This is a genomic window from Tepidiphilus olei (assembly GCF_006980705.1).
Lineage (GTDB): Bacteria > Pseudomonadota > Gammaproteobacteria > Burkholderiales > Rhodocyclaceae > Tepidiphilus > Tepidiphilus olei.
Genome location: NZ_SBHO01000003.1, coordinates 120,537 through 133,365 on the forward strand (window position 1 = coordinate 120,537; position 12,829 = coordinate 133,365).

General features: G+C 65.0%; 17 protein-coding genes. 15 read left to right on the plus strand and 2 right to left on the minus strand.

Annotated features, from left to right (window positions below; all coding sequences use genetic code 11):
• Window positions 1-18: 18 nt before the first annotated feature.
• On the minus strand, window positions 19-1,095 hold the full coding sequence (hisC, locus tag EPD80_RS05390) for a histidinol-phosphate transaminase (RefSeq protein WP_142810057.1): 1,077 nt from the start codon (window positions 1,093-1,095) through the stop codon (window positions 19-21).
• Between the two features lie 90 nt (window positions 1,096-1,185).
• On the opposite strand from hisC, the gene hisB reads away from it, so the two are divergent.
• The 10 genes from hisB (at window position 1,186) to tatC (ending at window position 7,015) form a co-directional block, all read left to right on the plus strand.
• The gene (hisB, locus tag EPD80_RS05395) at window positions 1,186-1,791 is read left to right on the plus strand and encodes an imidazoleglycerol-phosphate dehydratase HisB (RefSeq protein WP_142810059.1); all 606 of its coding nucleotides are present in this window, start codon (window positions 1,186-1,188) and stop codon (window positions 1,789-1,791) included.
• A gap of 7 nt (window positions 1,792-1,798) precedes the next feature.
• The gene (hisH, locus tag EPD80_RS05400) at window positions 1,799-2,434 is read left to right on the plus strand and encodes an imidazole glycerol phosphate synthase subunit HisH (RefSeq protein ID WP_221928864.1); all 636 of its coding nucleotides are present in this window, start codon (window positions 1,799-1,801) and stop codon (window positions 2,432-2,434) included.
• 84 nt (window positions 2,435-2,518) lie between these two features.
• Window positions 2,519-3,286, plus strand: coding sequence for a 1-(5-phosphoribosyl)-5-[(5-phosphoribosylamino)methylideneamino]imidazole-4-carboxamide isomerase (gene hisA, locus EPD80_RS05405; protein WP_142804907.1), 768 nt, complete (start codon window positions 2,519-2,521; stop codon window positions 3,284-3,286).
• Entirely contained in the window at window positions 3,286-4,044 is a 759-nt protein-coding gene (gene hisF / locus EPD80_RS05410; protein ID WP_142804908.1) for an imidazole glycerol phosphate synthase subunit HisF, read from the plus strand. Before hisA ends, hisF begins: the two co-directional genes overlap by 1 nt.
• Before the next feature lie 8 nt (window positions 4,045-4,052).
• Window positions 4,053-4,427 (plus strand): phosphoribosyl-AMP cyclohydrolase, encoded by a 375-nt coding sequence (gene hisI / locus EPD80_RS05415; RefSeq protein WP_370456501.1) that lies wholly within the window; start codon window positions 4,053-4,055, stop codon window positions 4,425-4,427.
• Window positions 4,424-4,795 carry a phosphoribosyl-ATP diphosphatase gene (locus EPD80_RS05420; protein ID WP_142804910.1) on the plus strand — a complete coding sequence of 124 codons (372 nt, stop codon included), beginning with the start codon at window positions 4,424-4,426 and terminating at the stop codon, window positions 4,793-4,795. The genes hisI and EPD80_RS05420 overlap by 4 nt, the downstream gene beginning before the upstream one ends.
• Complete coding sequence (locus EPD80_RS05425; protein WP_142804911.1) at window positions 4,792-5,157, plus strand: histidine triad nucleotide-binding protein; 366 nt, start codon at window positions 4,792-4,794, stop codon at window positions 5,155-5,157. Before EPD80_RS05420 ends, EPD80_RS05425 begins: the two co-directional genes overlap by 4 nt.
• A 31-nt stretch (window positions 5,158-5,188) precedes the next feature.
• Window positions 5,189-5,434: a Sec-independent protein translocase subunit TatA gene (gene tatA, locus EPD80_RS05430; RefSeq protein ID WP_142804912.1), complete on the plus strand. Its 246-nt coding sequence runs from the start codon at window positions 5,189-5,191 to the stop codon at window positions 5,432-5,434.
• 226 nt (window positions 5,435-5,660) lie between these two features.
• Window positions 5,661-6,227 carry a Sec-independent protein translocase protein TatB gene (gene tatB, locus EPD80_RS05435; RefSeq protein WP_142804913.1) on the plus strand — a complete coding sequence of 189 codons (567 nt, stop codon included), beginning with the start codon at window positions 5,661-5,663 and terminating at the stop codon, window positions 6,225-6,227.
• Window positions 6,224-7,015, plus strand: a complete 792-nt coding sequence (gene tatC, locus EPD80_RS05440; RefSeq protein ID WP_142804914.1) for a twin-arginine translocase subunit TatC — start codon at window positions 6,224-6,226, stop codon at window positions 7,013-7,015. Before tatB ends, tatC begins: the two co-directional genes overlap by 4 nt.
• Here tatC and EPD80_RS05445 read toward each other — a convergent pair whose 3' ends face one another.
• Complete coding sequence (locus EPD80_RS05445) at window positions 7,016-8,164, minus strand: S1C family serine protease (RefSeq protein WP_142804915.1); 1,149 nt, start codon at window positions 8,162-8,164, stop codon at window positions 7,016-7,018.
• Window positions 8,165-8,187: 23 nt separating this feature from the next.
• Between EPD80_RS05445 and EPD80_RS05450 the strand changes: the two genes are divergently transcribed.
• From EPD80_RS05450 to EPD80_RS05470, 5 genes are all read left to right on the plus strand, one after another.
• Window positions 8,188-8,934 carry a Nif3-like dinuclear metal center hexameric protein gene (locus EPD80_RS05450; RefSeq protein ID WP_142804916.1) on the plus strand — a complete coding sequence of 249 codons (747 nt, stop codon included), beginning with the start codon at window positions 8,188-8,190 and terminating at the stop codon, window positions 8,932-8,934.
• Window positions 8,935-8,999: 65 nt separating this feature from the next.
• Window positions 9,000-9,578 (plus strand): DUF2889 domain-containing protein, encoded by a 579-nt coding sequence (locus tag EPD80_RS05455; protein ID WP_142804917.1) that lies wholly within the window; start codon window positions 9,000-9,002, stop codon window positions 9,576-9,578.
• A 173-nt stretch (window positions 9,579-9,751) separates the two neighbouring features.
• Window positions 9,752-10,921, plus strand: a complete 1,170-nt coding sequence (gene sucC / locus EPD80_RS05460) for an ADP-forming succinate--CoA ligase subunit beta (RefSeq protein ID WP_142804918.1) — start codon at window positions 9,752-9,754, stop codon at window positions 10,919-10,921.
• Between the two features lie 27 nt (window positions 10,922-10,948).
• Window positions 10,949-11,842: a succinate--CoA ligase subunit alpha gene (sucD, locus tag EPD80_RS05465; RefSeq protein WP_142804919.1), complete on the plus strand. Its 894-nt coding sequence runs from the start codon at window positions 10,949-10,951 to the stop codon at window positions 11,840-11,842.
• 28 nt (window positions 11,843-11,870) lie between these two features.
• Window positions 11,871-12,824 carry an ornithine cyclodeaminase family protein gene (locus tag EPD80_RS05470; RefSeq protein WP_142804920.1) on the plus strand — a complete coding sequence of 318 codons (954 nt, stop codon included), beginning with the start codon at window positions 11,871-11,873 and terminating at the stop codon, window positions 12,822-12,824.
• Window positions 12,825-12,829: the final 5 nt, after the last annotated feature.

Consider the following 12,829-nt stretch of genomic DNA (forward strand, 5'->3'; position numbering starts at 1 on the left):
TAGATATGGTCTTTACTCCTAACCCCCCAGGATCTCGGCGAGCGCCTCCAGTAGCCGGGCGCACTGCTCGCGGGTGCCCACGGTGATGCGCAGGAAATCGGCGATGCGCGGTTGATCGAAGCGGCGCACCAGCACCTTGCGTTCGCGCAAGGACTGCGCGAGCTCCGCGCCGCTCCGTTCCCGGTGGCGGGCGAAGACGAAGTTCGCCTGCGAGGGGAGCACTTCGAAGCCCAGCGCTTCGAGCCCGCGCGCGAGCGAGGCGCGTGTGGCGATCACGTCCAGTCGCATGGCCTCGAAGTGCGCTTCGTCCTGCAGCGACGCGAGCGCTCCGACCTGCGCGAGCCGATCGAGAGGATAGGAATTGAAACTATCCTTGACGCGGCGCAATGCCTCGATGAGTGGCACTTGGCCGATGGCATAGCCCACCCTCAGCCCGGCGAGCGCCCGGCTCTTGGAGAAGGTCTGCACCACCAGGAGGTTGGAGTAGCGCTTGACGAGCGGGATGGCGCTCTGCGCCCCGAAATCGACGTAGGCTTCGTCGACCAGGACCACGCATTGGGGGTTCCCGGCCACAATGCGTTCGACTTCGTCGAGCTCCAGCGCGATGCCGGTGGGGGCGTTCGGGTTGGCGAAGACGATGCCGCCGGCGGCGCGATCCTCCTGCGGCAGGAAGGCAGGGACCGACAGGCGGAAGTCGTCGGTCAGGGGCACCGTTTCGTGGGGCAGACCGTAGAGCGTGCAATAGACGGGATAGAAACTGTAGGTGACGTCGGGGAACCAGATCGGACCGGCATGGCCCAGGAGCGCCTGGAAGGCGAAGGCGAGCACTTCGTCGGAGCCGTTGCCGACGAAGACCTGGTCGATCTCCACGCCGTGGCGTTGCGCGAGTTCGTGGCGTAGCGCCGTCGCTTCGGGGTCGGGATAGAGGCGCAGCCGCTCGTCGAGTTCGGCCTGGATGGCGGCGAGCACCCGTGGCGAGGGGCCGTGCGGATGCTCGTTGGTGTTCAGCTTGATGAGATCGGGGATTCGGGGCTGTTCGCCCGGAACGTAGGGGGTGAGCCGCTTGACGGTAGGGCTCCAGTAACGATCGTCCATGCGCCGTTTTCTCGGAATCGGGGTTGCTACGCTTGACACGGCCAATGGTATCATGCGCGGGTCGCCACGTTCCGTTTCTCCGGCTTTTCCATGACCGAATCCTCAGTGGGCCGCACCGCCGTCGTCGAACGCAACACCCTCGAGACCCGCGTGCGTGTGGCGCTCGATCTCGACGGCAACGGCCGCGCCGAACTCTCCAGCGGCGTGCCTTTTCTTGACCACATGCTGGAGCAAGTGGCCCGCCATGGCCTCATCGACCTCGAGATCCGCGCCGAGGGCGACACGCACATCGACGACCACCACACGGTCGAGGACGTCGGCATCACGTTTGGTCAGGCGTTTGCCAAAGCGCTGGGCGACAAGCGCGGCCTTTCCCGCTACGGTCACGCCTACGTGCCGCTCGACGAGGCGCTGTCGCGCGCGGTGGTCGACCTCTCCGGCCGCCCCGGGCTCGTCTTTTGCTGCGAATTCACCCGTGCGCGCATCGGCGCCTTCGACGTCGATCTCGTGCGCGAATTCTTCCAGGGGTTCGTCAATCACGCGGCGGTGACGCTGCATCTCGACGGTCTGCGCGGCGTCAATGCCCACCACCAGTGCGAGACGCTCTTCAAGGCCTTCGGTCGGGCGCTGCGCATGGCCTGCGCGCGCGATCCGCGCCTGGAGGGGCGGATGCCCTCGACCAAAGGGGTGCTGTGAGCCGGCCATGAACATCGCGGTGATCGATTACGGCATGGGAAATCTGCGCTCGGTGCAGAAGGCGTTGCAGACCGTCGCGCCCGACGTCGACGTGTACTTGGCGCGCACACCGCGCGAGGTGCGCGAGGCCGATCGCGTCGTCTTCCCCGGCCAGGGGGCGATGCCCGATTGCATGGGGGCGCTGCAGCGCCAGGAGATGCACGAAGCGGTGCGGCTGGCGGCGCGCGAGCGGCCGTTTCTCGGCATTTGCGTGGGATTGCAGATGCTCTTCGAGCGATCCGAAGAAGGGGGTGCCGCCGGGCTCGGCCTTTTTGCCGGCGAGGTGGTGCGTTTCCCGCGCGACGGCGCGTTCGCTCCCGGGCAAGCGCATCTCAAAGTGCCCCACATGGGCTGGAACCGGGTCGAGAACGTGCGCGAACACCCCGTCTTGCCGATCCAGGGAAGCGGCGAGCGCTATTATTTCGTGCACAGTTACTATGTCGCACCGCGTGACGAGTCGCTCGTGCTCGCCCGCACAGACTATGGCATCGCCTTCACTTCGGCGGTGGCGCGCGACAACCTCGTAGCCGTGCAATTCCACCCCGAGAAGAGCGGGCGGGCAGGGCTGGCGCTACTCGAGCGCTTCGTGCGCTGGGCTCCATGAGCGCGGCGCAGAGGAGGGGGTGCGGTTCGCCGCACCGGGTGACAACGACGGCGGCCGAGACCGCCCAACGGGACCTGTGACATCATGCTGTTGATTCCCGCCATCGATCTGAAAAACGGCCAATGCGTCCGCTTGCGCCAGGGGCGCATGGAAGAGGCCACGGTATTCTCCGAAGATCCGGCCGCCATGGCGCGCCATTGGCTCGACCAGGGGGCGCGGCGGCTGCACCTCGTCGACCTCGACGGGGCCTTCGCCGGCAAGCCGAAGAACCTCGCGGCGATCGAGGCCATCCTGGAAGAAATCGACGGCGAGGTGCCGGTGCAGCTCGGCGGCGGCATCCGCGATCTCGATACGATCGATCGTTACGTGGAACTGGGCATCGAATACGTCATCATCGGCACGGCGGCGGTCAAACACCCCGGGTTCCTGCAGGACGCCTGCGTCGCCTTCCCCGGCCACGTCATGGTGGGGCTGGACGCCAAGGACGGCAAGGTGGCGATCGACGGTTGGTCGCGTTCGAGCGGCCACGACGTCGTCGAGCTCGCGCGCAAGTTCGAGGACTACGGCGTGGAGGCTATCGTCTATACCGACATCGGCCGCGACGGGATGCTCTCCGGGGTGAACGTCGAGGCGACGGCGCGGCTCGCGCGCGCGCTGCGTGCCACGCCGGTGATCGCCAGCGGCGGCATCGCCTCGCTCACCGACATCGAGGCGCTGTGCGCCATCGAGGAAGACGGCGTGATCGGAGCGATCACCGGGCGCGCCATCTACGAAGGCACGCTGGACTTCAAAGCGGCGCAGGCGCTCGCCGACGAACTCGCGGCGCGGCGCAGCGCGCAGAGGACGGCCTGATGCTTGCCAAGCGCGTCATCCCTTGTCTGGACGTCCATGCCGGTCGCGTGGTCAAGGGGGTCAATTTCGTGTCGTTGCGCGATGCGGGCGACCCGGTGGAGATCGCCCGGCGTTACGATGCCGAGGGGGCCGACGAGCTCACTTTTCTCGACATCACGGCCTCCAGCGAAGAGCGGGCCATTTTGCTCGACGTCGTCGCGCGGGTGGCCGAGTGCGTATTCATTCCTTTGACGGTGGGCGGGGGGGTGCGCCGCCTCGAGGACGTGCGCGCGCTGCTGCTCGCCGGGGCCGACAAGGTGAGCATCAACACGGCGGCTGTGCAGCGACCCGAGCTCATCGCCGAGGCGGCCGATCGTGTCGGCTCGCAGGCCATCGTCGTGGCCATCGACGCCAAGCGCGTCGCCCCCGAGCGCTGGTCGGTCTTCACCCATGGGGGGCGCGTCGACACGGGGCTCGACGCCATCGAATGGGCGCAAAAGGTCTGCGCGCTCGGTGCGGGTGAGATCCTGCTCACCAGCATGGATCGCGACGGCACCAAGCAGGGGTTCGACCTCGAGCTCACCCGCGCGGTATCCGACGCCGTGCCGGTGCCGGTGATCGCGAGCGGCGGAGTGGGCACGCTGCAGCATCTGGTCGAAGGCGTCACGCAGGGGCACGCCGATGCCGTGCTCGCCGCTTCCATCTTCCATTTCGGCGAATACAGCATCCGCCAGGCCAAGGAGGCGATGCAGGCGGCCGGCGTGGAGGTGCGGCTGTGAGCGAAGACCTGTTCGATGCCGTGCGCTGGGACGAAGCCGGCCTCGTACCGGCGATCGCGCAGGACGCGAGCACGGGCGAGGTGCTCATGCTCGCCTGGATGAACCGCGAAGCCCTGGCCGAGACGCTCGCGCGCGGTCAGGCCGTCTACTGGTCGCGCTCGCGCGGCCGGCTATGGGCCAAAGGCGAGACTTCCGGGCACGTGCAAAAATTGGTCGAGCTGCGGCTCGACTGCGATGGCGACGCGCTGCTGCTGCGCGTCGAACAAAAGGGCGGCATTGCCTGTCACACCGGACGGCGGAGTTGCTTTTACCGCGTCTGGCGTGACGGAGCTTGGAAAGTCGTCGAAGCGGTGGTGAAGGATCCGAAGGAGATATACTCATGATCGACTTGGAAGTGCTACGCCGCGTCAGCCAGACGCTCGCCGAACGCAAGGCGGCCGATCCCGACCAGTCCTATGTCTCCAGCCTGTACCAAAAGGGCACGGAGGCCATCCTCAAGAAAGTGGCCGAAGAGTCCGCCGAAGTGATCATGGCGGCCAAAGACGGCGATCGGCTGCATCTGGTGTGGGAAGTCACCGACCTGTGGTTCCATACCATGGTGCTGCTCGCGCACTTCGGCCTGTCGGTCGAGGACATAGCCGCCGAATTCCGCCGTCGGGAGGGCGTCTCGGGTATCGACGAGAAACGCGCGCGCCTGGCCACGGCGGCGGAGGCCGAATCGGTGGTGATTGCCAAAGGAGGGAAAGCATGACGACGCAAGCCGATCCGAACTGCGTGTTCTGCAAGATCGTCGCGGGCGAGATCCCGGCGAAGAAAGTCTATGAAGACGACGAGGTGCTGGCGTTCCACGACATCCGTCCGGTAGCGCCGGTCCATCTGCTGGTGATCCCCAAGCACCACATTCCTTCGACCAAAGAGCTCACCGACGACGACGCCGGCTGGATGGGGCGCCTGATGGTGGCCGCCACCAAGGTGGCGCTCGCGGCCGGTTGTGCCGACGGTTGGCGCACCATCATCAACACCGGGCGCATCGGCCGCCAGGAAGTGATGCACCTGCACGTGCATCTGCTCGGCGGGGGAAACGAGCCTCTGCCCATCATGCTCAAGCGCTGAACCGGGAAGCGCATTCAGGAGGAAAATGATCATGGGTTCATTCAGTATCTGGCACTGGCTCATCGTGCTCTTGGTCGTGGTGCTCATCTTCGGTACGAAGAAGCTGCGCAACATCGGGCAGGATCTCGGCGGCGCCGTACGTGGATTCAAGGAAGGGATGAAGAGCGCGGAGGAAGAAGAGAACGCCGCTGCTACCTCACCCAAGGCCGTGAGCGACCAGACGACGATCGAAGGCACGGTGCGGGAAAAGAGCGACGCGTCGCAGCCCCGGGCGTGAGCCCACCATCGGACGCTTCGAACCGACCTGATTCGCGCTGGCATGCCGATGTGTTTTGGAGCGCAGATGCTCCTGGATGTCGCGCATCCCCAAGCACTGCGCCGCTGCATGGCTGCATTGCACGGTTCCCGGCGACGCGCCGGTCTAGGAGATAGGGCTCCCGCTCCGGGCGCCTTGCCCTGAAGGCGTGTGCGCCGGTTATTCATCATCCGACTGAGAGGTAGGGGTGTTCGACATCGGTTTCTCCGAGATGATTCTGCTCGCCGTGGTGGCGCTCATCGTCCTGGGCCCTGAGCGTCTCCCCAAAGCTGCGCGCACGGCGGGAGAACTCATCGGACGGTTGCAACGTTACGTCTCCGGCGTCAAGGCGGACATCGAGCGCGAGTTGCAGCTCGAGGAGCTGAAAAAACTCCAGTCTCAGATCGAAGCCCAGGCGCGTGAGCTGCAAGAGACGATGCGGCGGCAGGCCGAGGACGTCCAGGCGCCCCTGCGCCAGAGTCTCGAGGAGGCGCGTCAGGCGCTTGCCGTCGAGGATGGTGCCTCGTTTTCCCGTTCTGCACCGGGGCAGCGTCCGTCTGCCGAAGCGAATGAGCCGGTTGCGGGGCAGGATGCGACCACTTCGTCCGCCGAGGTGTCTGCCTCTTCGGTGTCGACGGCCGACATGGGCGCTTTGCCCGAGGAGGAGAAGCGCGAGCCTCTGGTTTCCTTCCCCGGGGCGGGCTCGGTGTCGTCGAGCACGGAGCCCGTTCCTTCGGCATCTACGCCACAGGACATCGGGAAGGCATCGTCATGAGCGAATCGACGCCCACGGAAGACAGCTTCCTGTCGCATTTGATCGAGCTGCGTAGCCGTTTGATTCGCGCGGCCCTCGCGGTGTTGCTCGTCTTTCTTTGTCTCGTGCCCTGGGCGAGTTTCTGGTATGACCTTCTCGCCCAGCCCATGCTGGATGCTTTGCCGGCGGGTTCGACCATGATCGCCACCGGCGTCGTCACGCCGTTTTTCGTGCCGATCAAGGTGACCATTCTTCTCGCCTTTTTCGTCGCCTTGCCTTATGTGCTCTACCAGGCATGGGCTTTCGTCGCCCCAGGGCTGTATGCGCACGAGAAGCGTCTCATAGCCCCCTTGGTGATCGCTTCCACCGTGCTCTTTCTGCTCGGCGTGGCGTTCTGCTACTTCTTCGTCTTTCGTGGCGTGTTTCGCTTCATCGCCGAGTTCGCGCCGGCGAGCGTCCAGGTGGCGCCGGACATCGAGCAGTATCTCGGCTTCGTGATGACGATGTTCGTCGCTTTCGGCGTGACGTTCGAAGTTCCTGTCGCGGTGATCCTGCTCGCCAAGGCGGGCGTGGTCGACGCCACCAAGCTCCGGCAGGCACGTCCTTATGTGATCGTCGGCGCGTTCGTCATCGCGGCGATCGTCACTCCGCCCGACGTCATCTCCCAGTTCATGCTGGCGGTGCCGATGATCTTGCTCTATGAGCTCGGTATCTTGTTCGTGCGCTGGGGCAAGCCGCGCAAGCGCGCGACAGAAGAAAGCTTGCCCTTGCCCCGTGAAGAGACCTCGCCGCAACGGACGCAGGACTGATCACGACCCCTGGCGTGGCCGTTCTCCCGTGACGAGGCGCACTTCGATCGTCCGTCGTTCGCGTTCGATCCGCAGCGTGATTTCCTTGCCAGGGGGGGTCGCCGCGACCATGTCGAGCACCTCGCGTACCGTGCGAGTCGGTTTGCCATCGATGGCAAGGATGACGTCACCGGGTTTGAGGCTGGCCGCGGCGGCCGGGGAATCGGGCAAGACCGCGGCCACTAGCGCGCCTTCGCGGGTGATGATCCCCATCGCGTCGGCCAGGGTGTTCTCGAGCGGTTGCAGCTGCACCCCGACCCAGCCGCGGCGCACGTAACCGCGGGTGCTCAGTTCTGCGACCACTGGCTGAACGATCTGCACGGGAATGGCGAACCCGATTCCCAATGACCCGCCGGTGCGCGAAAAAATGGCGGTGTTGATGCCCAGTAGGCGCCCTTGCGTGTCCACGAGCGCGCCCCCCGAGTTGCCGGGATTGATCGCCGCATCGGTTTGGATGAAATTCTCGAACGTGGACAAGCCAAGGTCGTTGCGCCCCAGTGCCGAAATGATGCCCATCGTCACCGTTTGCCCCACGCCAAAGGGGTGTCCTACCGCGAGCACCACGTCGCCCACGTCGAAACTATCTGGCGGAGCGAAAGGAAGGGCAGGGAAGGGGCCGGAATCCTCGAGCCGCAGGATGGCGAGGTCGCTCTCCTGGTCGCGTCCGGCGACGCGTGCCGGAACACTGCGCCCGTCACCGAAGCGCGCCAGGAAACGCTCGTGTCCTTGTACGACGTGGGCGTTGGTTACGAGCACTCCGTCGTCGGTGACGATGACTGCCGAGCCCATGGCTTCGGGCAAGCGCATCGAGTCTTCGTCGGGTAGCGGAACCTCGGGGTGGCCTTCGGGCAGCTGCAAGGGTCGCGGTGTTTCGCCGTTTTCCGCCTGATTCGGCTCCATGGGCTGAAGTGAAACGACGGCGGAGGCGCCCCGGGCGGCAGCGAAGCGGTAATCTTTGGCCGCCGGCGCCGGGATGGAGGGGGCGTCGCGCTCGACGATGAGCGGGGCACCGGTGTCGAACCACCAGTGCGGCTTGAGGTGCGCCACGACGAAGCCGGCCAGTGCGACGACGGTGACGGTTTGCGCGAAAATCTGCCATAGTTTCTTCATCGGTTCCTCGAGGAGCGGCGAGCATGCGATTGACGGATTTGGTAGAGGCCCTGGACGCTCTCTTGCAACCCGCATCGTTTCGCGATTATTGCCCAAACGGGCTGCAAGTGGAAGGACGGGCCGAAGTGGGGCGCGTGCTCTGCGGCGTGACGGCCAACCTCGAACTCATCGAATACGCGATCGCGGGCGGCTACGACGCGATCCTGGTGCATCATGGCTTCTTCTGGCGTGGCGAGGACCCTACGCTTACCGCCTGGCGTCGTCGGCGCCTGCGGCCGCTGCTCGTGCATGAGGTGAGCCTCATCGCCTACCATTTGCCGCTCGATGCCCATCCCGAAGTCGGCAATAATGCCGTTTGGGCACGGGCGATGGGCTGGCGGGCCGAGGGGCGCTGCGGCGGGGAAGATCTCGTCTGGCTCGGTCGGCCCGAGGGGGAGACGACGCTCGCCGCGCTCGCCGAGCGCCTGAACGCCGTGCTCGATCGCACACCGCTGGTGCTGGGGGAGCCGCAACGGCGCATCGAGCGGCTCGCCTGGTGTAGCGGCGCGGCGCAGGGTGAATTCGCCGCGGCGATCGGCGAGGGGGTGGACGTCTATGTCACTGGCGAGATCTCCGAGCCCTGCGTGCATCTGGCGCGCGATGCGGGGGTGGCCTTCATCGCCGCGGGGCACCATGCCACCGAGCGTTTCGGCGTGCAGGCGCTGGGGCGCTGGCTAGCGCAGGAGCACGGGCTCGAGGTCGACTATCACGACGTTCCCAGCCCGGTGTGAGGTCGAACTGGCGCACGTTATGCGTTAATATGTTCTTTTTCGTCCGTCCCATCCTTTGAACGATCATGGAATCATCCTCCACTGCCTCTTCACGACGGCGCATTCACCGCAGAACCATCGACATCGAAGGTTATCTGCGCGACGATGGCCTGCTCGAACTCGAAGCCACGCTCACGGACGTGAAAACGCTCGACTATCCCCTTGCCTCGGGTCTGCGCAAGGCGGGTGAACCGATCCATCAGATGCACGTTCGCATCACGGTGGATGACGAATTCACGATCGTCGACGCCCAGGCCGAGAGTCCTTGGGTACCTTATCCTGGCACCTGCGAAGCCATCGCTCCTGCGTATCGTCGCTTGATCGGGCTCAACCTGCTGCGAGGGTTTCGCCGCGACGTCGGGGCGCTGTTTGCCGGTATCAAAGGTTGCACCCACCTCACGGAGCTCCTCTATGCCTTGCCCACCGCGGCGATCCAGACCTGGGCCACTTTCAAGAAGCGCGAAGATGAAGGGGATAGAAAACCCTTTCAACTTGATGGGTGCCACGCCCTCGATACGACCTCTTCCCCTGCCGTTGCCGCTTACTACCCTCGATGGTATCGACCGAGGAGGCAGGCGCAGCCTTGCTGCGAAGAAAACGGGTGAAAGGAGGTCGGGGGATTGCCGTTATAATTACATCCACCAGGCTATGGTTTTTTGCTGAGAAGGCGCTGGCGGTAGGACGGCTGCGGTTTCTTTCGGCCGTACCATCGACCGTTGCGTCATGAACGACCAAGCATTGCCCCCTGGGGCGTCGCATAAACAAGCGAAGGGTGACCATGAAAATCCATGAATATCAAGCCAAGGAAGTCCTGAGAAAATTCGGCATCCGTACGCCCAAGGGCGGGCCGGCGTTTTCGGTAGAAGAAGCAATGAAGGTGGCCGAGTCGCTCGGCGGCCCCGTGTGGGTGGTGAAAGCCCAGATCCACGCCGGCGGGCGCGGCAAGGGCGGCGGCGTCAAACTCGCGCGTTCGCTCGATGAAGTGCGTCAACACGCCTCGGCCATCCTCGGCATGCGGTTGGTCACGCACCAGACCGGACCCGAAGGCCAGATCGTCAAGCGCCTGCTCATCGAAGAAGGCGCCGACATCAAACACGAATACTACGTCTCGGTCCTCACCGACCGGGCCACGCAGAAAGTCGCCGTGCTCGCCTCCAGCGAGGGCGGCATGGAAATCGAGGAAGTCGCGGCGAAGACCCCGGAAAAAATCCTCAAGGCCTTCATCGATCCCATCGTCGGTTTCCCCGATGAAGAGGCCGAGCGGCTCGCGCGCGGCATCGGCATCCCCGATGCGTCCGTGCCGGCGGCCGTCGATACCTTGAAGAAGCTCTACACCTGCTACATGGAGACGGATGCATCGCTTGCCGAGATCAATCCGCTCATCCTCGAGGGCGACGGCGGCATTAAGGCGCTGGATGCGAAGTTCAATTTCGACGACAACGCGCTCTTCCGTCACCCCGAGATCGTGGCCTACCGCGACCTCGACGAAGAAGACCCCGACGAGGTGGAAGCCTCCAAGTATGGGCTCTCCTACATCGCGCTCGATGGCAACATCGGCTGTCTGGTCAATGGCGCGGGACTGGCCATGGCCACGATGGACACGATCAAGCTCTTCGGCGGCGAACCGGCCAACTTCCTCGACGTGGGCGGCGGCGCCACGACCGAAAAAGTTACCGCGGCCTTCAAGATCATGCTGCGCAATCCCAAGGTGAAAGGGATTCTGGTCAATATCTTCGGCGGCATCATGCGCTGCGACACCATCGCCAACGGCGTGGTGGCCGCCGCGCGCGAAGTGCAGTTGAACGTGCCGCTCGTGGTGCGCATGAAGGGCACGAACGAGGACATCGGCAAGAAGATCCTCGCCGAATCCGGCCTGCCCATCATCTCCGCCGAAACGATGGCCGACGCGGCGCAAAAGATCGTCGCCGCCGTCTCTGCCGCTCATTGACCGAACCCGCCGTCAAGGAATCCACCCATGTCGATCCTGATCAACAAAGATACGAAAGTTATCACCCAGGGTATCACCGGCAAGACCGCCCAGTTCCATACCGAGAAGTGCCTCGAGTACGCCAATGGCCGCAACTGTTTCGTGGCGGGCGTCAACCCCAAGAAGGCCGGCGAGAAGATTTTCGACATTCCCATCTTCGCCTCGGTGAAAGAGGCGAAAGAGGCCACCGGCGCCACCGTGTCGGTCATCTACGTGCCGCCGGCCGGCGCGGCCGATGCCATCTGGGAAGCGGTCGAGGCTGACCTCGATCTCGTCATCTGCATCACCGAGGGCATCCCGGTGCGCGACATGCTCATCGTGCGCAACAAGATGAAGCACAAGGTCGCCGCCGGTGGCAAGGAGACCCTGCTGCTGGGGCCCAACTGTCCCGGCATCATCACGCCGGACGAACTCAAGATCGGCATCATGCCCGGTCACATCCACAAGAAAGGGCGCGTCGGTGTGGTGTCGCGCTCCGGTACGCTCACCTATGAAGCGGTGGCGCAGCTCACCGAGTTGGGGCTGGGGCAGTCGAGTGCGGTAGGCATCGGCGGCGACCCGATCAACGGGCTCAAGCACCTCGACGTGATGAAGATGTTCAACGACGACCCCGACACCGATGCGGTCATCATGATCGGCGAGATCGGCGGTACCGACGAGGTCGACGCGGCCATGTGGTGCAAGGAGCACTTCAAAAAGCCCGTCGTGGGCTTCATCGCCGGGGTCACGGCGCCTCCGGGCAAACGCATGGGACACGCTGGTGCCATCATCTCTACCGGTGCCGAGACGGCCGAAGCCAAGCTCGAGATCATGGAAGCGTGCGGCTTCAAAGTCACGCGCAACCCGTCCGAGATGGGTAAGTTACTGAAGAGCCTGCTCTGATCCCATTCCTTACGCCGAGGAGGCGATCGTGGCCTTGTATCTCAAGGAAGAAGAAGTCGCCGGGCTGCTCGACATGCCTTCGGTGCTCGCCGCCGTCGAGGCGGTGATGGCGGCGCATGCCCGTGGCGAGGTGGTGGATTACCCGCGCCAGCGGGTGCGTCTTCCCACCTCGATCACGCACATGCTGCAAGGCGCCGTGCCCGACAAGCGGCTCACCGGATTCAAAGTCTATACCTCCTCGGGGGGACGGGCGCGCTTCTGGGTGCACGTCTTCGATAGCGATACGGGCGAGCCCGTCGCCGTGCTGGAAGCCGATACGCTGGGCATGATGCGTACCGGCGCCGCCGGCGGCGTGGCGGCGAAGTACCTCGCCCGGCCCGACGCAAAAATCGCCGCCATCGTCGGCGCCGGCTGGCAGGCCCAGGGACAGGCCCTGGCGCTCGCCGAAACGCTGCCGATCGAAACCTTTCGCGTCGCTGCACGTACCCCCGAGCACGTGCGTGCCTTCTGCGAGACCATGGCTCGACGCACGGGGCGGCAGTTCGTGCCGGCCGAGTCGGTCGAGGCAGCGGTGCGGGGCGCCGACGTCGTCGTCACCGTCACCACCTCGCCGAAACCGGTGCTCGATGCAGACTGGCTCAGCGAAGGCGTTCACCTCAACGCAGCCGGTTCGAACAGCCTCGCGCGCCAGGAGCTGCCGGAGAAGGCCGTGCTGCGCGCCGACCTCATCTGCGTCGATAGCCGCGAGGTGGCCTTGCGCGAAGCGGGGGATCTCTTACCGGCGCTGGAAAAAGGCCGCACCCGCCCGGGCCTGTGGGCGGAACTGGGTGAGGTGATCGCCGGCATGCGCCCCGGGCGCGCGCACGAGCGTCAAATCACGCTCTTCGAATCGCAGGGCATGGCGATACAGGATCTGGCCGTGGCCGCGCTCGTGCTCGAGCGTGCGCGTGAGCGCGGGCTCGGTCACCCTCTTCCGTACTGAGGCGG

What these genes read in the sequence shown, in the direction of transcription:
- sucD (WP_142804919.1), top strand. Translation starts at nt 10,949, where the DNA reads ATGTCGATCCTGATCAACAAAGATACGAAAGTTATCACCCAGGGTATC.
- EPD80_RS05425 (WP_142804911.1), top strand. Translation starts at nt 4,792, where the DNA reads ATGACGACGCAAGCCGATCCGAACTGCGTGTTCTGCAAGATCGTCGCG.
- EPD80_RS05450 (WP_142804916.1), top strand. Translation starts at nt 8,188, where the DNA reads ATGCGATTGACGGATTTGGTAGAGGCCCTGGACGCTCTCTTGCAACCC.
- sucC (WP_142804918.1), top strand. Translation starts at nt 9,752, where the DNA reads ATGAAAATCCATGAATATCAAGCCAAGGAAGTCCTGAGAAAATTCGGC.
- tatA (WP_142804912.1), top strand. Translation starts at nt 5,189, where the DNA reads ATGGGTTCATTCAGTATCTGGCACTGGCTCATCGTGCTCTTGGTCGTG.
- EPD80_RS05455 (WP_142804917.1), top strand. Translation starts at nt 9,000, where the DNA reads ATGGAATCATCCTCCACTGCCTCTTCACGACGGCGCATTCACCGCAGA.
- EPD80_RS05420 (WP_142804910.1), top strand. Translation starts at nt 4,424, where the DNA reads ATGATCGACTTGGAAGTGCTACGCCGCGTCAGCCAGACGCTCGCCGAA.
- tatC (WP_142804914.1), top strand. Translation starts at nt 6,224, where the DNA reads ATGAGCGAATCGACGCCCACGGAAGACAGCTTCCTGTCGCATTTGATC.
- hisC (WP_142810057.1), bottom strand. Translation starts at nt 1,095, where the DNA reads ATGGACGATCGTTACTGGAGCCCTACCGTCAAGCGGCTCACCCCCTAC.
- hisA (WP_142804907.1), top strand. Translation starts at nt 2,519, where the DNA reads ATGCTGTTGATTCCCGCCATCGATCTGAAAAACGGCCAATGCGTCCGC.
- hisF (WP_142804908.1), top strand. Translation starts at nt 3,286, where the DNA reads ATGCTTGCCAAGCGCGTCATCCCTTGTCTGGACGTCCATGCCGGTCGC.
- hisB (WP_142810059.1), top strand. Translation starts at nt 1,186, where the DNA reads ATGACCGAATCCTCAGTGGGCCGCACCGCCGTCGTCGAACGCAACACC.
- EPD80_RS05445 (WP_142804915.1), bottom strand. Translation starts at nt 8,164, where the DNA reads ATGAAGAAACTATGGCAGATTTTCGCGCAAACCGTCACCGTCGTCGCA.
- hisH (WP_221928864.1), top strand. Translation starts at nt 1,799, where the DNA reads ATGAACATCGCGGTGATCGATTACGGCATGGGAAATCTGCGCTCGGTG.